This is a genomic window from Paraburkholderia sp. SECH4 (genome assembly GCF_030511745.1).
Taxonomy (GTDB): domain Bacteria; phylum Pseudomonadota; class Gammaproteobacteria; order Burkholderiales; family Burkholderiaceae; genus Paraburkholderia; species Paraburkholderia madseniana.
In genome coordinates this window covers 21,958-39,188 of record NZ_JALOCP010000054.1, presented here as the reverse complement: position 1 = coordinate 39,188, position 17,231 = coordinate 21,958, and the positions used below count along the sequence as shown (strand labels likewise).

General features: G+C 60.2%; 17 protein-coding genes and 2 pseudogenes. 2 read left to right on the top strand and 17 right to left on the bottom strand.

Annotated features, from left to right (window positions below):
- Positions 1 to 215: 215 nt before the first annotated feature.
- On the bottom strand, positions 216 to 1,679 hold the full coding sequence (locus M0D67_RS38470) for a M20 family metallopeptidase (protein WP_154561795.1): 1,464 nt from the start codon (positions 1,677 to 1,679) through the stop codon (positions 216 to 218).
- Between the two features lie 164 nt (positions 1,680 to 1,843).
- Here M0D67_RS38470 and M0D67_RS38465 point away from each other — a divergent pair, with 164 nt between their 5' ends.
- Positions 1,844 to 2,164, top strand: coding sequence for a superinfection immunity protein (locus M0D67_RS38465; protein WP_154561793.1), 321 nt, complete (start codon positions 1,844 to 1,846; stop codon positions 2,162 to 2,164).
- 38 nt (positions 2,165 to 2,202) lie between these two features.
- On the opposite strand, the gene M0D67_RS38460 is transcribed toward M0D67_RS38465, so the two are convergent.
- Positions 2,203 to 2,622: a helix-turn-helix domain-containing protein gene (locus M0D67_RS38460; RefSeq protein ID WP_154561791.1), complete on the bottom strand. Its 420-nt coding sequence runs from the start codon at positions 2,620 to 2,622 to the stop codon at positions 2,203 to 2,205.
- Positions 2,623 to 2,706: 84 nt separating this feature from the next.
- Here M0D67_RS38460 and M0D67_RS38455 point away from each other — a divergent pair, with 84 nt between their 5' ends.
- Complete coding sequence (locus tag M0D67_RS38455; RefSeq protein WP_120345089.1) at positions 2,707 to 3,024, top strand: multidrug efflux SMR transporter; 318 nt, start codon at positions 2,707 to 2,709, stop codon at positions 3,022 to 3,024.
- A 40-nt stretch (positions 3,025 to 3,064) separates the two neighbouring features.
- Here M0D67_RS38455 and M0D67_RS38450 read toward each other — a convergent pair whose 3' ends face one another.
- The 15 genes and pseudogenes from M0D67_RS38450 to M0D67_RS38380 all read right to left on the bottom strand — a co-directional run bounded on the left by M0D67_RS38450 (position 3,065) and on the right by M0D67_RS38380 (position 17,097).
- Complete coding sequence (locus tag M0D67_RS38450; protein ID WP_054035352.1) at positions 3,065 to 3,337, bottom strand: YodC family protein; 273 nt, start codon at positions 3,335 to 3,337, stop codon at positions 3,065 to 3,067.
- A gap of 485 nt (positions 3,338 to 3,822) precedes the next feature.
- Positions 3,823 to 5,388, bottom strand: a complete 1,566-nt coding sequence (locus tag M0D67_RS38445; RefSeq protein WP_266242587.1) for an MFS transporter — start codon at positions 5,386 to 5,388, stop codon at positions 3,823 to 3,825.
- A gap of 30 nt (positions 5,389 to 5,418) precedes the next feature.
- Entirely contained in the window at positions 5,419 to 6,057 is a 639-nt protein-coding gene (locus M0D67_RS38440; protein ID WP_266242585.1) for a TetR/AcrR family transcriptional regulator, read from the bottom strand.
- 63 nt (positions 6,058 to 6,120) lie between these two features.
- The gene (locus tag M0D67_RS38435; protein ID WP_266242584.1) at positions 6,121 to 6,963 is read right to left on the bottom strand and encodes an oxaloacetate decarboxylase; all 843 of its coding nucleotides are present in this window, start codon (positions 6,961 to 6,963) and stop codon (positions 6,121 to 6,123) included.
- A 181-nt stretch (positions 6,964 to 7,144) separates the two neighbouring features.
- Positions 7,145 to 7,570: an OsmC family protein gene (locus M0D67_RS38430; RefSeq protein WP_266242582.1), complete on the bottom strand. Its 426-nt coding sequence runs from the start codon at positions 7,568 to 7,570 to the stop codon at positions 7,145 to 7,147.
- A gap of 266 nt (positions 7,571 to 7,836) precedes the next feature.
- Positions 7,837 to 8,391, bottom strand: coding sequence for a carboxymuconolactone decarboxylase family protein (locus M0D67_RS38425; protein ID WP_154561783.1), 555 nt, complete (start codon positions 8,389 to 8,391; stop codon positions 7,837 to 7,839).
- A gap of 28 nt (positions 8,392 to 8,419) precedes the next feature.
- Positions 8,420 to 9,458, bottom strand: a pseudogene (locus M0D67_RS38420) (aspartate aminotransferase family protein).
- Between the two features lie 42 nt (positions 9,459 to 9,500).
- Positions 9,501 to 9,732: pseudogene (locus M0D67_RS38415) on the bottom strand (carcinine hydrolase/isopenicillin-N N-acyltransferase family protein); the annotation flags it as partial.
- 161 nt (positions 9,733 to 9,893) lie between these two features.
- The gene (locus M0D67_RS38410) at positions 9,894 to 10,748 is read right to left on the bottom strand and encodes a MurR/RpiR family transcriptional regulator (RefSeq protein WP_093635902.1); all 855 of its coding nucleotides are present in this window, start codon (positions 10,746 to 10,748) and stop codon (positions 9,894 to 9,896) included.
- Positions 10,749 to 11,169: 421 nt separating this feature from the next.
- A complete protein-coding gene (locus tag M0D67_RS38405; protein ID WP_266242581.1) occupies positions 11,170 to 11,676 on the bottom strand; it encodes a gamma-glutamylcyclotransferase family protein in 507 nt (168 codons plus the stop codon).
- Positions 11,677 to 11,913: 237 nt separating this feature from the next.
- Entirely contained in the window at positions 11,914 to 12,540 is a 627-nt protein-coding gene (locus M0D67_RS38400; protein ID WP_266242580.1) for a nucleoside/nucleotide kinase family protein, read from the bottom strand.
- 136 nt (positions 12,541 to 12,676) lie between these two features.
- Positions 12,677 to 13,552: a sugar phosphate isomerase/epimerase gene (locus tag M0D67_RS38395; protein WP_266242579.1), complete on the bottom strand. Its 876-nt coding sequence runs from the start codon at positions 13,550 to 13,552 to the stop codon at positions 12,677 to 12,679.
- The gene (locus M0D67_RS38390; protein ID WP_266242577.1) at positions 13,549 to 14,520 is read right to left on the bottom strand and encodes an ABC transporter permease; all 972 of its coding nucleotides are present in this window, start codon (positions 14,518 to 14,520) and stop codon (positions 13,549 to 13,551) included. Before M0D67_RS38390 ends, M0D67_RS38395 begins: the two co-directional genes overlap by 4 nt.
- A 56-nt stretch (positions 14,521 to 14,576) precedes the next feature.
- Entirely contained in the window at positions 14,577 to 15,590 is a 1,014-nt protein-coding gene (locus tag M0D67_RS38385; protein WP_266242575.1) for an ABC transporter permease, read from the bottom strand.
- On the bottom strand, positions 15,583 to 17,097 hold the full coding sequence (locus M0D67_RS38380; RefSeq protein WP_266242591.1) for a sugar ABC transporter ATP-binding protein: 1,515 nt from the start codon (positions 17,095 to 17,097) through the stop codon (positions 15,583 to 15,585). The genes M0D67_RS38385 and M0D67_RS38380 overlap by 8 nt, the downstream gene beginning before the upstream one ends.
- Between the last annotated feature and the right edge of the window lie 134 nt (positions 17,098 to 17,231).

Genomic DNA, 17,231 nt, shown 5'->3' with positions numbered 1-17,231 from the left:
GTTTCCCGCCGCTTCATCTGCAAACCGAACGGGCAGTACATTAATCAGCGTTTCCTTAGGTAATGCAATCGAAAATATAGCTTGCGGAGGCTTGTTTTTTTATTTGTGGGCTAACAGACGGACTATTCAATTCGCATATTTAAACGCGGGCGCTCCGGAGCGCCCGCTGATTCGCCTGGAACGGTATTGCAGGAAAGCTCGAGGCAAAACGCTCGTCAAGGCGCGGCCGCGATCACCTGAGCAACCGCTGCCGTCAGCTTCTTGCCATACGGCACGTGCAGGAACTCGTTCGGTCCGTGTGCGTTCGATTTCGGCCCGAGCACGCCGCACACCATGAACTGCGACTTCGGGAAGCCCGACTTCAATACGTTCATCAACGGGATCGTGCCGCCCTGCCCCATGTAGGCAACGTCCGCGCCGTAGTGCGTGCGCGATGCGTCGTTAAGCGCGGTGGCGAGCCACGGTGCGAGATCGGGCGCGCTCCAGCCGCTCGCCGCGCCGGCGTCCGGTTTGAAGGTGACCTTGGCGTTGTATGGCGGATCGAATTCGAGCAGCGCCTTCAGTTCGGCGACGGCCTTTTCCGCTTCGATCAGCGGAGGCAGGCGCAGCGACAGCTTGAACGCCGTGCGCGGACGCAGCACGTTGCCGGCGTCGGCAAGCGCGGGCAAGCCGGCTGCGCCGGTCACCGACAGCGACGGACGCCACGTCGAGTTGAGCAAGGCTTCCTGCGGATCGGTGGTGGTGGGCAGCACCTGACGGCCGTCCTGGCCGCAGGCCCACGGCAGTTTCTTCCAGACGTCGTCGCCAAGAATCTGCGCCGTCGCTTCCGCTTCGCGCAAACGGTCCGCCGGGATCTGAACGTGGAAACCCTTGGGCAACAGGGTGCCGTTGGCGGAGTCTTCGAGACGGTCGAACAGTTGCCGCATGATGCGGAAGCTCGATGGCGCGATGCCGCCGTAACCGCCCGAGTGAATACCTTCGTCGAGCACCTGGACTTCGAGGTCGCCGGCGACCAGCCCGCGCAACGACGTAGTGAGCCACAGTTGATCGTAGTTGCCCGCACCCGAATCGAGACACACCACAAGCCCGACTTTGCCGAGACGTTCACGCAACGCGTCGACGTACGGCAGCAGATCGTAGCTACCCGATTCCTCGCAGGTTTCGATCAGGCCGACGCAGCGCGGACGCTCGATGCCTTGCGCGTCCAGCGCGGCCAGCGCCGTGATGCTCGCATAGATCGCGTAGCCGTCGTCGGCACCGCCGCGGCCGTACAGTTTGTCGTTTTCGAGCTTGGGCGTCCAGGGGCCGAGGTCGTTGCGCCAGCCGTCAAATTCAGGCTGCTTGTCGAGGTGGCCGTACAGCACGATGGTTTCTTCGCTGCCCGATCGGGTCGCGGCCGTTTCAAAGAAAATCACCGGCGTGCGGCCCGGCAAGCGGATCACTTCGAGCTTCAGGCCACGCACGGGTTGCTGTTCGGCCCATTGCGCCGCGTCGGTAATCACGCGCTCGAGATAGCCGTGCTTGACCCACTCGGGATCGAACGCCGGACTCTTGGCCGGCACGGCAATGTAGTCCGTGAGCGCAGGAACAATCTCGTCATTCCATTTACGGTCTACGAATTCGCGTAGCGTGTCCTGGTTGATGCGCTGGGTCTGCTGGGTCGTATCGTCGGAGATCATGGTGGCGGTCCGTGGCGGTTCTGTTCAGTCGAAACGTCCATGATAGTCCTGATGCGCGATGCGCTGAACCCCCTCACCGCGCATGCATGTTTCAGCGCGACGCAGCGCAAAGAAAACAATCGCGCGACAATCGGGGGATACATCACGTCCTGAGGAGCCAGGCTATGGGTGGCAACATCGTGGTACAGGCCATCGCCGCGGTGCTCGCGCTGGCGCTGTATTTTCTGCCGAGCATTCTCGCGGACCGGCGCAAGCGTCATGACGTGCTGACGCTGGCGCTCTTCAACGCGTGCCTCGGTTGGACCGGCTTTGGCTGGCTGCTCGCACTCTACTGGTCGCTACAGCCCAACCCGCCGAAGAACGTGGCCGGCGAAGTTGTAGAGACGCGCAAGATCGTGCGGATGCGCGCATTCTCATCGGCGCTTCTGGTGCGCGTGCAAAGGCGGGCCGCGTCGCGTGAGCACCCGGAAAACAAGCAACCTTGATTCGACAACAATGGTGCGCAGCAACCGCGGGCAGGCAGCTAGCGGTGCGTTTGCTGCCGCGCGTCATAGCGCTCACGCGCAGCGTCGAGTTCGGCCGCGTTTTCCTCGGCCCAATGATCGAGCGTCACCAGCGCGTCACTGAGCGTTCGCCCCAGTTCGCTGAGCCGGTATTCCACGTGCGCCACCGCGCCCGGCTGCTCCTCGCGGATCACCAGACCGTTCCGCTCGAGTTCCTTGAGCGTCTGCGTCAGCACCTTTTGGGAAATGCCGCCGATCTTGCGCAGCAAGGCGTTATTGCGCATCGCGCCGGGCAGCAGCGCCGGCATGATGAGCAGCGTCCACTTTCCTGCGATCAGTTCGAGCGCGAGGCGCGACGAACAGGCGGCGTCGAAAACGTCACCGCGATAGGGCTGTTCGGTCGAGGCGAGGGACGCGTTGGCGGACTCGGGAAATGCCATGGTTACCAGTGGGTAAGTAATGGTGAGCGCATCACTATAGCCCTAAGCTGGCCGCTCATTAACCACTCACCGATAGGGCTCACGATGGCATGGCTCATTCTGCTCGCCGCAAGCGCGGTCGAAATCCTGATGGCGTTGGCGTTGAAATATGCAAATGGATGGACACGCTTGTGGCCGAGCATCGGCGGCGTTGCGGCCGCGCTCGGCAGCGTGTTTTTACTGACGCTGGCGATGAAGCATTTGCCGGCAGGTACGGCTTACGTGGTATGGACAGGGATCGGATCGCTTGGCATCACGGTGCTCGGCGTGATGCTGTTCAACGACCCGGTTTCGGCGCCCCGCGTGATCTGCATGACCTTGATCGTGCTGTCAGTGGCGGGGTTGAAACTGATCGACGGATAAACCGGCTCGCGGGGCTAGTACGTGCGGCGGGCCGCTTCTCTCAGGCCGCCCGGCCCATTCTGCCCCACATCACCGAACCGGCGGGAATCGAGCGCGGCTCGGCCCGCACGCTCTCGTGCGCGAACATTTCGCGGCGCAGTTCGCCATGTTCGTCGAACCACTCGCAAATCAGCCAGTCGCCAGGATTGAGCGCCACCGGTCCCGCATACGTCACCGTCATGCGCGGACCGCCTTCCTTCAGCGTGACAACATCGCCGACATTGAAGCGTGCGGCTGCCGGTGTTTCGAATACGTCAATGGTAGCGGTCAGCATATTCAATCCCCTACGGAACCCGTTGAGCGGAATAAAGTCATCGCACCGTGCTTTGCAACATAGAACCCTGCCGAATGAAAACTCTAAAAGTTGGCCAAGATTAACAATCGAAATTAACCACGGCAAGCGCTTTTTATTGATACCGTTTTCATTGGCACTGGAATAGGCTTTCCACCCCGGCTATCGATGGGTAAAGCCGGGGAAAACCCTTTATAACGACGCCAGGCCACCACCCGTGCGGCATTGCACGATCGCAAAACTTACGGCGGCAAACCCGGTCCGCAAGTAGAAAATGCGCACTGGATTTGTCATATCTACACTGCCACCGACAAACCCGATTCGGGTTTATTCTGATCACTCACACGCGGAATTACCTATGAACGGGAAACTCATCGGTAAATGCAGCCACTCCAAAACCAGTTCTGTTTAAAGTGCATAATAGTTTTTAGCGACCACCGTTGAAAACGATTTCCCGTCCGCTATTTTCAAACCGGCTGGGCAGCCCGGCGCAGTGCGAGTTGTTGATGCCGCACGAGCAGCACGCTCAAACCGATACACACAAACATCAGACACGCGTTGATCGCGAGGCTGTACTGGAACGCGTGCGCATAGGCAGCCGGTGTCTCGCGGCCGCCGATCACACCGAAAAACGCACCGCTGATGGCCGCCGTGCCGAACGCCGAGCCGATCTGCAAAGTCGACGACACCACGCCCGAGGCAAGCCCGGCCTTCTCCGGCACGACTTCCAGCAGCACGATGCGCATGATCGACGGCAGGAGCAGACCGTGACCGACGCCCGCGCACACCAGTCCGCAGTAGAACAACAGATCAGGCGTAGCGGCATGGGTCGCGGACCAGCCGGTGACCGTGAAGCCGACGGTCATCATCGAGAAGCCGAGCGCCAGCACGTGACCGCCGATGCGCTTGACCACCGCCGGCGACGTCAGCGGCCCGACCACGAAGCCGATCGCGAACGGCATGATGGCCATACCCGAAGCGAGCGGCGTCCAGTGCAAACCGGTTTGCAGGAAGATCCCATAGGTCAGGAAAAACGCGCTGTTGCAATAGAACAGGAACGCGAGCACGAGGCCCAGTGCGAAGGCCGGGTTGCGGAACAATTGCAGATCCACCAGAGGATGGCCGCCGCCGCGCTCGACGCGCCGCTCGGTCGCCACGAATAGCGCGAATACGGGGACTGCCAGCGCGAACATCACGAAGGTCCACGTCGGCCAGCCGGCTTCACGGCCGTGCGTCATCGGATAGATGACCAGCAGCAGCACCATCGAGAGCAGCGCGACGCCCTTCAGGTCGATGCCGGTGTTCGTGGCCGGCTGATTTTCCGGCACGAACTTCCATGTGCCGATGAAGGCCACGATGCCGATCGGAATGTTGATCAGAAAGATGATGCGCCAGTCGAGCCCGAACGGGTGATAGGTGATCAGCGCGCCGCCGCCTAGTTGCCCGACGATCGACGAAAGCCCGAACACGAAACCATAGAGGCTCATGACCTTGGTCTGCCGATGCAGCGGCACGACCGCACGGATGGTCGCGAGCACTTGCGGCGCCATGACCGCGGCGGCGATGCCCTGCACGATCCGCGAGATCACCAGCATGTGGCCACTGGTGGCGAAGCCGCACAGCGCGGAGGCGACCACGAAGGCCGCCATGCCCGTCATGAACATGCGGCGCCGGCCAAACAGATCACCGAGACGCCCGCCCGTGATCAGCAGCACGGCATAAGCGGATGCGTAGGCGGACACCACGAGTTGCAATTGCGCGTCGGTGGCGTTGAGGCCGGTGTGAATCGACGGCAGCGCGAGGTTGACGATGAAATAGTCGAGCGGTGCGAGGAAGGCGCCGACGAACAGCACAGCGAGCGCGAGCCCCTGGCGCTCGAAGCCGGAGGCAGCCTTCCCGGCGCTGGTGGCCGTCGTACCGGTGGCAACTCCGCTGGCGGCCACCGCACCCACGCCTGGGCAAACGGCGGCGGCGGCTCCGCCTACCGGTCCAGCAAATGCCGCCGGAGCGGACTTGATCGGGTCTCTATTCATGACCGTTCGTTCAAAAATTAGGTAAAAAAATTAGACGAGCGCGCGCATGGCGACGTCCACGATTCCGATCAGCGCATCTTCCTTGTGGGCGACTCGCCCCAATACGCGCAGTCCTTGCATCACGCACAGGAGGAAATCGCCGACGGCTTTTTCGTCGAGCGTGGAATTGAACGCGCCGCTCGCCTGGCCGCGAATCACCGAGGCCGCCAGCAACGTCGCCATGCGGCGTTGAATCGCCGCGACGCGGGTGCGCAGCTCCTCGTCCCCGGGTTGCATCTCCAGCGTGGTGTTGGTGATGAAGCAGCTGCGCTCGCCGGTCAGCGCGCACGCGACCCGGGCGTAGTGCAGCAAAGCGTTGCGCAGTGCCTCTTCTACCGGCACCGGTGCGTTCAACCGTTCAGCCAACCGGGCGACCGAACCTTCCGCGTAGTGATCGAGCGCGGCGAGCATGATGCCGTGCTTGTCGCCAAATACCCCGTACAGACTGCCCCGCAACAGACCGGTAGCCTTGCAGAGGTCGTCGATCGAGGTGGCGTGGTAGCCGTGATTCCAGAAAACCTGGCTCGCGCTCGTTAAGACGGTGTCCGTGTCGAACTCGCGCGGCCGCCCGCGAGGGCAGGCCTCACCCTCTTTTTTCGCGAATTGTTTCGAATTGCCAGATTGCTTCATCCGACGGATATTATGACCAACCGTTCAAGAAAGCAAGGCGAGATTCGAAACGGGCACGACCGTCTATTTGCCCCACTTCTGCGCAGCGCTCGTGAAGAGCTGGTTGATCTCGTTGCCGCTGGCGGCCTCTTTCGTGTAGTTGAAGGTGCCGTGATCGCGCATTTCGTGCGCGGCGCGGAGAAACGCGCCCAACGCCGCGCGCGCCAACGAGCCACCCACACTGACACGCCGCACACCCAGCGCCTGCAGGTCCTCGAAACTGAGCAGGACGCCCTGCAAGCCCATTAGCACATTGACCGGCCGGTCGAGCGAGCTGACCACGGTGGCGATCTCTTCGCGCGTCTTCAGGCCGGGCGCGTAGAGCACGTCGGCCCCGGCCTCCTGATAAGCCTGCAGACGCCGGATCGTATCGTCGAGATCGGGTCGGTCCACCAGGTAGTTCTCGGCTCGCGCCGTCAGCGTGAAGGGAAACGGCAGAGCACGCGCCGCGACGACTGCCGCGCGCACGCGCTCCACGGCAGCCTCGAACGGGTAGATCGGTTCGTCCGCACGACCGGTTGCATCCTCGATCGAACCGCCGACCACACCCGCAGCCGCAGCCTGCATGATCGTCTCGGCGCAGTCTTCCGGGGCGTCGCCGAAACCGTTTTCCAGATCGGCGCTGACCGGCAAATCGGTCGCACCCGCGATTTCGGCAAGATGCACCATCATCTGCGCGCGGCCGATGGCGTTATCCGGCAGGCCACGCGAAAAAGCATAGCCTGCGCTGCTGGTGGCGAGCGCCTTGAAGCCGGTCAGCGCGAGCAGCCGCGCGGTACCGATGTCCCAGGGGTTCGGGATGATGAAGGCCTCGCCCGCTGCGTGATATGACTGGAATTGCCGTGCTTTTTCGGTTTGCGTTGTCATCGACGGTCCCATTGAAGACGGCGACCGGCGTTTGCGCCCACGCGCTGCCGGATCGTCGTTGTGCGTTCGTTAAATGGCAAATAAGCAGCAAATGAAGGAAATGAACGGAGAGTGGCAGCCGGCGGTCCGGCTACCCCCGCCAGCCAGCCCTTCATCTGTCCGCAATAGATGAACCGCGCGCTCAGGTTTCGAGCTTCGCGTCTATCGTAATGGTGGCGTTCAGTACCTTGGAAACCGGGCAGCCCGCCTTGGCGTCCGCGGTCGCCTTCTCGAACGCCGCTTTGTCGCCACCGGGAATTTTCACGGCCACATCCAGATGCACCGCGGTAATCGAAAAGCCGCCGCCGTCCTTGTCGAGCGTGACGGTTGCCGTGGTGCCGATACGTTCAGGCTTGATGCCCGCCTTGCTCAGTTCGGCCGATAGCGCCATCGAGAAACAACCCGCGTGCGCAGCCGCAATCAGCTCTTCCGGATTCGTGCCGATGCCGTCCGCGAAGCGCGTGGCAAACGAGTATTGGGTGTCCTTGAGGACGCCGCTGTCGGTGGAAATCGAGCCCTTGCCGTCTTGCAGGCCGCCTTGCCAGACTGCTGATGCCTTGCGCTTCATCGCTCTCTCCTGTTTGCCCTGCTTCGCGCCGCTCCTCAACCCTACGTGATGCCGCCCACAACGGTCCAGCCCGGGTATTCGTAGTATCGGCATCGGTCGCGAGTGCCCCAAGGGGTATGCCTTCGGGGCGTGCCGCGCGGCGCAAGAGGTGCGGGCGTGGACCGAACTTCATCATAGGCGCTTCCGTGTGCCAGTGTCGTGACGACGCCGGGATACGGTTCGCCGATGGGCGCCGCAGTCCGTGCAGCAGACTCAGGGCGCAGCCGCTACTCGGCGAACGGCAAGCTCTCCTGCCCCACTGCGCGCATGTCGAACACGTTCAGTGTCATCGCCACCAGGGCGTAGTAGCCGAGCAAGCCCACCAGGTTGATCACCACCTGGTGGCCGAAGCGCCCGACCGCCTTTCTATAGGTGACATCCGACACCCGTTTGGTGTCGTACAGTTCGCTCGCGAAGTCATGGATCAATGCGTCATCGGCATCCGCGAAGGAAGGCTGGTGACCCTGGCGGATTGCCTCGGCATCCGCTTCAGCTACCCCGGCATCGAGAGCGATCGGATAGTGGATATACCACTCGGCCTGCGCCTGCCAGCGCGCCGCGGTCACCAGAATCGCCAGCTCCGACAGGCGCAGCGGCAAGCCGGTGCGATAGCGGCAGAACGCGCCGAGTCGCTGCGCCTGCTGCGCCAGCTCCGGACTATGAATCCAGCCCAGAAACGGCCCGTTCAGATTGCCGCGTGGACCGGACAGAATCTCGTCGAGTACGGCCTTTTGCTCGGCTGTGGCTTCAGATAGTTCGAAGTGAGGCAAACGCTCGGTCATCGCGGATCTCGCTGAAAGGGAAAGGGTGTCAGATGGCGGTCAACGCGCCTTCGATCGCATCGCTCAACCGGCCGACGATCCCGTCGATGTCGCGCGCCGTGCAGATGAACGGCGGCGCCAGCAGCACATGATCGCCGATCTTGCCGTCGACCGTGCCGCCCATCGGATACACCATCAAACCACGCACGAACGCTTCGCGCCGGATCGCCGCGTGCAGTTTCAGCTGCGCGTCGATCGGTTGATAGCCGGCGCCGAGCCCCTTGGCGATCGTGAGGATGTCCGGCGCGACGCCGTCTTCTTCACACGCATACACGTAGCCGGTGCGGCCCATGCCCGACATGATCTCGTCGAGGATCAGCAGCACGCCGTAGCGATCGCACACCGCGCGGATCTTGCGGAAGTATTCCCGCACCGGCGGCACGGCGCCGGCCGTTGCGCCCACCACCGTTTCCGCAACGAATGCGGCCACCGTGTCGGCACCGAGTTCGAGAATCTTCTGGTTCGAGTTCATCCGCGAGACGCTGCGCGAACTGCTCTTCGGTTTCGTCGATGCGCTGCTCGCGATACGCGTAACACGGACTCACGTGATGCGCTTCGATCAGAATCGGCAGAAACGGCTCGCGCCGCCACGCATTGCCGCCGATCGCCAGCGCGCCCAGCGTGTCGCCGTGATAGCTCTGGCGACGCGCGATGAAATGACGGCGCTGCAACTCGCCCTTCTCCACAAAATACTGCCGCGCCAGTTTCAGCGCCGCCTCCATCGCTTCCGAACCGCCCGACACGAAGTACACGTGTTCGAGCCCTTGCGGTGCGCTCGCCACCAGGCAGTCGGCGAGTTCCTCGGCGACCTGGGTGGTGAAGAACGACGTGTGCGCATACGGCAATTGCTGCGCTTGCCGCTTGATCGCGTCGATCACACGCTGGTTGCTGTGGCCGAGGCACGAGACGGCTGCGCCGCCCGAGGCATCGATATAGCGCTTGCCGGTGGAATCGATGATCTCGATGCCGTCGCCGGCGATAGCCACCGGCAGTGACTGCTTCGGCGAACGATGGAATACGGTGGACAGGGTCTTCCCTTTCCTTTCCTTTCTATTGGCGACGGCTGCTCAGACGCGGGGCTGCCGGTCACGGGAAGAATCGGTGATGATTTGCGCCTCGGCTTCGCAGCCGGGATGGATCAGATGGTTCGCATGGCCGCCGATAGTCGACACCGTTTGCACGGAACATCGCTGCGCACTTGCTTGGACGCTCGTCTCCCGCACAACCGAGTGTGTGATGAAAGCTGCTCGCAGTCGGTGTGTCGCGCAGGATGTGCCGCGCCTCGTCGAGCGAAGCCGCATCGCGCAGTTGCTGCACGAACGGATCGCCACGGCTCGTGCCCACTCAACAATCGGTACGCATTTATACTTCCTAACAACATTTGTTGTAAAGCGATTCGATGGTGAAGCAAACGGAGCGTCTGCGCTCCGTGACACGCTGCTGCCTGGTTCAGAGGAAAAACTTCAAGGTACGTACGCGCCCTTTTCATGCAGCGACTGCTCGGCGATACCGAGTTGCTCGACGGCACCCGCCCCTTCCAGCGCAAGCAGATGCGCGACCAGCGATTCGGCAATCGCCGTGGCCGCCACCAGCGATGGAAAGAACGACGGGCTTTCGTGCGAAAAAATCAGCACCTTGTCGGCATTCAACGCGATCGGCGAAACCGCGCTATCCGTGATTGCAATCAGCTTGCTGCCCTTTTCTAGCGCGGCTTCGGCCACGCGTGCCGCTTCGACTGAATAGGGCGCGAAGCTGATGACGATGGTGGCGCTGTCACGCGCGACCGTTCGCAGTTGCATCTCGAGCGTGCCAGCTTCGCCGTTGAGCAGCGACACCGAAGAACGAAACAGCCGGTAGCCGTAGACAAGGCCAAACGCCACCGCATAACAGGAGCGAAAGCCTGCTACATGCACATGCGGCGCGCGCCGCAACAGTCGTGCCGCTTCCACTATCACGCGGCCATTATGCGCGGCGGTGACCTCAAGGTTGTGTTGTTGCGCGACCAGCAGGTCACTGGCCAGCGCATCTTTCGATTTGACGAGCGAACGGGCGCGGCTCGTGAGCGGCTCGGGCCGCGTGCGCACGCGCGCGACGAACAGGTTGCGCAACTCGTTCCAGCCGGGAAAACCCAGTTGCTGCGACAGACGCACCAGCGAAGCCGGCTGCACCTGCGCGCGCTCGGCCACTTTGCGCATCGACGAGACCGCGACTTCATCGGGATGATCGAGCAGGAACCCTGCTCCCATCTGGAACTGCGGACTCAGTTCGGAGAAGCGCGCCCGGATCAGGGCGGCGAGCTGGTCAAAACTGTCTGGCATGCGATATACCGGGCGAACGGTCGATAAGAATGACAACAAATGTTACCACCCGGTGCATCGCATCCAACAGAACTTCCAGTTCGTGGTGGCTCGCAAACAATACCTGTCCTATCGCAATCAAATCTGTCCTGGCTAGCTTTTCGCGAAACAAACTGGCCCGACTGGGAGGGCTTCTCGTCCCATTCTCGCTAACGGGCTGATTTGATCGCGCAATGGCCACGCAAGCGCAACAACAAACATCCGAGCGGATGGCGTCTTCTAGGGCGTTGCAATAGTTACAATGGCAATTGGATTCAAGAGAGTCGTATCTGCGCCAAATCTGACCGTTGCAAAATCAAAGGCTTAGCTCTCAGCATCGCAAACAAAGCTGGTCTGAAGAAAACCAGTTGCGAACAACATCTGGCCTAGCGACCTTACTCAATCAGTCGTACAGACGTGCCTCCTTCTCGGCCCTTGACTGCTGGGAGTCGTCAACAGAAGCGACCGCTTCGATGGCACGAATGTAGTCGGCCGGAAGACCTGCCTCCCGTGCACCGATGAGCACATGCCGCCTGTACCAGTGATACGGTGTGAGGCCGAAACGTTTTTTCGTGGCGAAGTATGTGAGCGCGTCTAAGCCGCAAACGTTGGTTTCAACATGTACTGTTTCAGGTTCATAACCGGCGCCGGCCCCTTCGAACCTGTCGAGCACGACACGGTCCCGAAAGGCCACCCCGAAAATGACACCGTACACTCTGTCGCCAGCAACCCCAGTGCTCTCGCAATCGCATTTGCCCGACCCGTCGTTACTAATCTTGTCGAACGCGAGTCGGCATCCGCTTACGAATCCTGACGCGACGACCCTCGCGGACGGCACCCGTGCGACCAATCGGCGTGCCGACATGTTTGAGCCATATGCGAAATACGCGAATTCGTCGGTTGTGAACATGCTCGCCCCCTCAATAGAATGGCCGATGTCACACCAATTCTGAGTGCAATTTCGCTAGTCGGCTTAGACGGTCGCCGTCGCTGCAAATAGTTCCGCGTAGAGGGTAAGTGAGACGACCAGCGCTTGATTGATTCCATCGTGAAGTTTTATCAATGTTCAACCGGAAATCCATAGATACTCGAGGACACCAACGCATAATGCATCGCCTCGTGGGGTGCCAGAATCCCTCAATGTGCCTTACGATGACCAATCGAATTGAAGATCGGCACGCTCTCTAGTTAAATCAATCAAGGTCGCGTTCACTTCGTCAGTTTTCTGAACCCACTGCTCTGCTGCAGCCTGGTCCCGCCCGAAACCAATATGCCGGCTAACAAGACGCTGCCGTCGCAGGTCTGGGTCGACGTTGACATACCAAACTTCGTCGAGCAACGGTCGCGCAGCTTTCCAATGGCCATGCTCGAGAAGGAGGTAATTCCCTTCAGTGATTACAAGCGGCATATCAGGCGCCACAGGAATTGCGCCGGCGATGGGTTCTTCAAGTTCCCGGCGAAATGTGGGAGCGTAGATTGTTTCGTCGTGACGCTGCTCACGCAGGCGCCTCAGAAGTGCAACGTACCCCGCACTGTCGAACGTATCTTCCGCACCTTTGCGGGATGCGCGACCGAGCCGTGCGAGTTCGACATTCGCAAGATGAAACCCGTCCATCGGCACGACCACTGCCTTTCCGGGAAAAGCATCAAGGATTGCTTGCGCCAGTGTTGATTTGCCTGCACCCGGTGCACCAACCAAACCGAGGATCTGGCGCCGCCCGTCAGAAATTAACTGGTGGAGGCGACCGAGGTAGCGGTCTTCAATCGTCGACATAATCCAGGGTATTCCAAAAAAGTGGCGGTCGGCGAGCACTATTCTTATCCTCGCCGAGGCCCGATTGCCGAACCGCTCGCATCAACGTTTCTCAACGTTTTGTGCTGTCGCGACACTTACTTCACCCGGTGGGCGTCTAGTGGTGCGATTTTGCTCGCGCGGCGGCGTTGATGCCACCCGCGATGAACTCCCGCGCATGTTTCGCCAGGTCCATACCGTCGTCCCACAAGTTGCGCCAGATTGCCAACGCATTGGACAACTGCTCGTTGACGACCGTCGACGAGAAGCTCTCAAAAGTCACGACTCCCTTGTAGTCAATCATGGCGAGTGCATGGAAGAACTGAGAGAAGTCGATAGTCCCCGACCCGAGGTACCCGCGATTGCTTTCCCCGATATGAACATAGCCAAGACGCTTGCCACATTGCAGAACCGGCTGCATGAAATCGGATTCCTCAATGTTCATGTGATACGTATCGAGATGAACGACAACATTGGGCGCATCGACTTCGTCAATCATGGTGAGCGCCTGCGATGCAGTGTTCAGTAAATTGCTCTCGTAGCGATTTACCACTTCAAGCCCAAGCGTCACGTTCTTCTTCTGCGCAAAATCAGCAATGCGCTTGAGCGAATCAATCGCGTTGCGGCGGCCTTGTCTGGTAACCGGTGCGTTGTATTTTCCCATCGCGCCGTAAAGAATCCCGCCGAAGTAGTCTCCACCCAGCTCTGCCGTGACGCTGATACCTTCCTCCAGCATCGAAACCCCGCGTGCGACCGTAGCAGAATCCTCGCTGGACACGTCCGCATCAAAGGTGAGACCGCGCGAGCAACCGATATCCAGCTCATGCTCTTGCAGCAAATCCCGCGTGAGCGCCAGGTCCATGACCTTCGGACCATGCAAGGACAGTTCAGCCAGGTCGAACCCAGCGGCTTTGGTCTGGCTCAAAACCTTGCGAGTCGATTCGGGGGTGAGGTCGCCAGCCCATACCAGTGCGTGTACGCCAAGTTTATTCATTGTGTCACTCCTTCAGATGCGGTCACGCGCCTGCGGACCAAAGTTTTCGAAATGCTGTTCGCCCATGCCCAACGGAAGAGCATCACTGCAAGCAAGAAGACACCCCACAACGCAGTCGCCAGGTGTTGGTTCGCACCGAGCAAATTGAGGCCTGAAGCGATAACCTGCAGAATTACCAGTGCAATCACGACCGGAACCACGCGGCCAAAGCCGCCGAATGGGTCGACGCGGCCCAGGAAGCACGCAAGCACGGAGATGAGCAGAAAGGCCTCTCCATGGCCAACGCGAACCGAGTTGAACTGGGCCGCCATCACCACACCGGCGACGCCGCACATCAGCCCCGACAGCATGTAGATTCGGGTGACGGCGCGTGTCGTCGCGATGCCGGAATATCGCGTTGCTTCCAGATTTGAACCAATCATGCGTGTGGCGAAACCTAGCCGCGACCGTGTCATGACAACGTGCCAAAGTAATGCGCAGCCGAGAAAAATCAGGAGGGGAATCGGTACGCCGAGGAAGACGCCGTTGCCCATTTCGCGCACAAACGGCGGAAACCCGGAGATGTCGCCCCCACGTGTGAGGAACTCCCCTAATCCGCGCAAGAAAATCATCATCGATAAAGACACGAGGATTGGGCTTGCTCCGGTGCGCGCAATGACGGCACCCATCACCCAACCGGCTGCGGAGCCGGTGGCCAATGCGGCAGCAATGCCGAGGATGATGGCTGCGGCGCCGGCGTCCGCTCCGCCGTACGTATGAAGCACCCACGCCATCGCCAACCCCGATATGTTCGCCGTGAAAGTCACCGCGAGATTGAAGCCACCGGAAATCAAGGGCATCAGCATGGCCAGCGTAAAGAACCCGAGTTCCGGCAACTGGAACGCTACCGACACGAATGTGCTCGCTGAGAAAAAACGGTCAGATGCGAAACTCAGGACTGAGATGACCAAGAGCAGAAATCCAAGCAAGCCGGCGACGTCTGCCGGTACGAGCGGCGCGGCCGCGCGTTGAGATGAGGACATTTTCATGACGAGGCCTTTACGCTTTGTGACGTGAATCGCGTTCCGACGAGCTTGGCGAAACCTCCGCTCGACAACGTAATGGCGATAAGAATGATGGCGCCGATAATCATCTTGAACGCATACGGCGAGATACCGAGCAAGTTCAGGCCGTTGGCGGTGATAGCGGTCAGGAGGATGCCAAGAATGGCGCCGAGGATTGTGCCGCGCCCACCGCCTAACCTTGCACCACCGAGCACCACAGCAGCGAGCACATCCAGTTCACGGCCATAAAACGCGTTCGGAACGACTTCCTGCACGTAGTGGGCTTGCATGAGTCCGGCAATCCCCGCCATCATGCCGAGCCAGCCAAAAGCGATGTAATGCATCGCACCTATGTTGACCCCCACGCGTCGCGCCGCCTCGGGGTTGTCGCCCATGGCGTAGAGCTGTCGACCGGTTGTCGTGCGCCGCAGCAGAAACCACGTTGCTATGACCATGACGACCATCACGGCCACAGGCAGTGCGAGATTCGCATTACCACTCGCGGTGTTGAAACTGATAATAGAGACTCTATTAGTCCACCAGTCCGGCAGGTCGTAGATGGACACCCCGCCCGTGAGAAACATCAATCCACCGAAAAACACGTTGAACGTGGCAATCGTCACGACAATCGAGACGATGCGAAATCTGTAGATAATCGTGGCGTTGATGGAGCCAAGCACGACGCCGAAGCAGGCAGAGACAATGAAACCTAGCGCCCAGTTACCACCACCGAGTCGCAACACTGTCAACGCAGTGAGGTACTGAACCACCGATGCGCCGACGGCGAATGAGATATCAATGCCACCGGCAATCAGCACGACCAGTAGCCCGACTGCGAAAATGATGTTGACGGAACTCTGATTAAGCAGGTCGAACAGGTTTGGAAGAGTAAGGAATGTCGAGGTTGAAAGACTGAGGCCAATCACCATGACGGCGATAACGAGAATCAGTAGAGCCTCAATCGAACCGATTCCGAGTTTGCGAAAATCAGGCATGGACGTCTCGCTCGATTTGTTCCATCGTTGTCGTTCCCGGCACGTACTCTTTAACGATGCGGCCGTCGCGCATATGCAGAATTCGGTCGGAGTTGAAGTAGACCTCCGGAATTTCGTCCGATATCAGCAAGATGGCCATACCCTCAGCAGCGAGCTTGTGGATGATGGCAAAGATGCCAGCACGGGCGCCGACGTCGAAGCCGACGGTGGGCGAATCCAGAATCAGAAGCTTCGGATTTGTTGCCAACCACTTGGCGAGCACGATGCGCTGCTGATTCCCGCCGGACAGTGTTGAGACCGGGTCGTCGGGTTTCCCGATTTTCACGGCCAGTTGCCGAATCCAGTCTTGAATCAACGCGTTTCGTTTTTTGGAAGCGATGAGATGTGTGCCGTCCAGAAGCTTGTCCAACACCGCCGCGACTGTGTTGTCTCCGATTGATTGCGGCTGTACAAGGCCGAGTTGAAGTCGGTCTTCAGACACATAAGCTATCCCGGCCTGGATAGCGTCACGATTTGTTCGCAGCGAAATCTCTTTTCCGTCGAGCTGGATGGAACCCGTACCGGGGCGGGTCATTCTGAAAAGCGACAATGCGACTTCTGTTCTTCCTGCGCCAAGGCGTCCCGTGACGCCAAGAATCTCGCCTCGTCGCACTTTGAACGACACGTCATGGTATTGACGGGCTCGTGACAACCCCTGTACCTCCAGCACAACCGGCGCTTTCGTCAGGTCTGTCGTGCGTACTTCATAGTCGAAAGTGCGGCCCGTCATCAATTCCGTGAGGCGGGTTTGCGTCATCCCTTCGGTGGGAAAGGTGCCGACGTACTGTCCATCGCGGAAAACGGTCACGCGAGTGCAGACGTCTAGCACTTCAGCGAGCCGATGGCTGACGAACACCACGGCAATTCCGTCCGCAGAAAGTCGCCGGACAATTTTCAGCAGAGCTTCAGTCTCAGCATGACTGAGCGAGGCAGTCGGCTCGTCCATGAAGACAAGACGTGCGTCGCGAACAAGCGCTCTGGCGATTGCCACGACCTGGCGCTGGGCGATTGATAGCGAGCGGACAGAACGCTTGAGGTCGATGGAGACTCCGAGCCGCTCGAGAATCCGGCGTGCCGCCTCCTTCATCTTCCCGTATCTGACGATACGCGGACGAGAGCCCAGGTTCTGCTCGAAAGCAATGTTTTCCGCGACGGTCATTTCTGGGAAAAGCGCCAGGTCTTGCCAGATGACCTGAATACCGAGGTCACGGGCCCTGGCCGGGTCGAGTCCTTCGATTGACTCACCGTCCATGAGCATCACTGCGCCAGGTTCCGGCCGATAGACCCCACTGATAATCTTGATGATGGTGCTCTTGCCGCAGCCATTCTCGCCCGCAAGGCAGAGAACTTCTCCGGGCATGACGTCGAACTTCACGGCCCGCAGCGCCTTAACGCCACCGAAGATCTTGGAAATGTTCTCGAGCTTGAGCAGGGGCATGCCGCCGGTGTCGAGCGCACCCGGTGCCATGTGCGCATCACCTCGTTGAGAACGGAGGACGTTGATGGAAGCTGGTTGACTCATGGAAACGCTCCGATGGTACTTGCACGTGACTGGCTGGCGACCAGATGTGTCGTACCGTTAACTTCCGGGTGAGCAGCGCT

Coding starts and splice junctions, on each gene's coding strand:
- M0D67_RS38470 (WP_154561795.1), bottom strand. CDS start 1,679: ATGATCTCCGACGATACGACCCAGCAGACCCAGCGCATCAACCAGGAC.
- M0D67_RS38465 (WP_154561793.1), top strand. CDS start 1,844: ATGGGTGGCAACATCGTGGTACAGGCCATCGCCGCGGTGCTCGCGCTG.
- M0D67_RS38460 (WP_154561791.1), bottom strand. CDS start 2,622: ATGGCATTTCCCGAGTCCGCCAACGCGTCCCTCGCCTCGACCGAACAG.
- M0D67_RS38455 (WP_120345089.1), top strand. CDS start 2,707: ATGGCATGGCTCATTCTGCTCGCCGCAAGCGCGGTCGAAATCCTGATG.
- M0D67_RS38450 (WP_054035352.1), bottom strand. CDS start 3,337: ATGCTGACCGCTACCATTGACGTATTCGAAACACCGGCAGCCGCACGC.
- M0D67_RS38445 (WP_266242587.1), bottom strand. CDS start 5,388: ATGAATAGAGACCCGATCAAGTCCGCTCCGGCGGCATTTGCTGGACCG.
- M0D67_RS38440 (WP_266242585.1), bottom strand. CDS start 6,057: ATGAAGCAATCTGGCAATTCGAAACAATTCGCGAAAAAAGAGGGTGAG.
- M0D67_RS38435 (WP_266242584.1), bottom strand. CDS start 6,963: ATGACAACGCAAACCGAAAAAGCACGGCAATTCCAGTCATATCACGCA.
- M0D67_RS38430 (WP_266242582.1), bottom strand. CDS start 7,570: ATGAAGCGCAAGGCATCAGCAGTCTGGCAAGGCGGCCTGCAAGACGGC.
- M0D67_RS38425 (WP_154561783.1), bottom strand. CDS start 8,391: ATGACCGAGCGTTTGCCTCACTTCGAACTATCTGAAGCCACAGCCGAG.
- M0D67_RS38410 (WP_093635902.1), bottom strand. CDS start 10,748: ATGCCAGACAGTTTTGACCAGCTCGCCGCCCTGATCCGGGCGCGCTTC.
- M0D67_RS38405 (WP_266242581.1), bottom strand. CDS start 11,676: ATGTTCACAACCGACGAATTCGCGTATTTCGCATATGGCTCAAACATG.
- M0D67_RS38400 (WP_266242580.1), bottom strand. CDS start 12,540: ATGTCGACGATTGAAGACCGCTACCTCGGTCGCCTCCACCAGTTAATT.
- M0D67_RS38395 (WP_266242579.1), bottom strand. CDS start 13,552: ATGAATAAACTTGGCGTACACGCACTGGTATGGGCTGGCGACCTCACC.
- M0D67_RS38385 (WP_266242575.1), bottom strand. CDS start 15,590: ATGCCTGATTTTCGCAAACTCGGAATCGGTTCGATTGAGGCTCTACTG.
- M0D67_RS38380 (WP_266242591.1), bottom strand. CDS start 17,097: ATGGCACCGGGTGCGCTCGACACCGGCGGCATGCCCCTGCTCAAGCTC.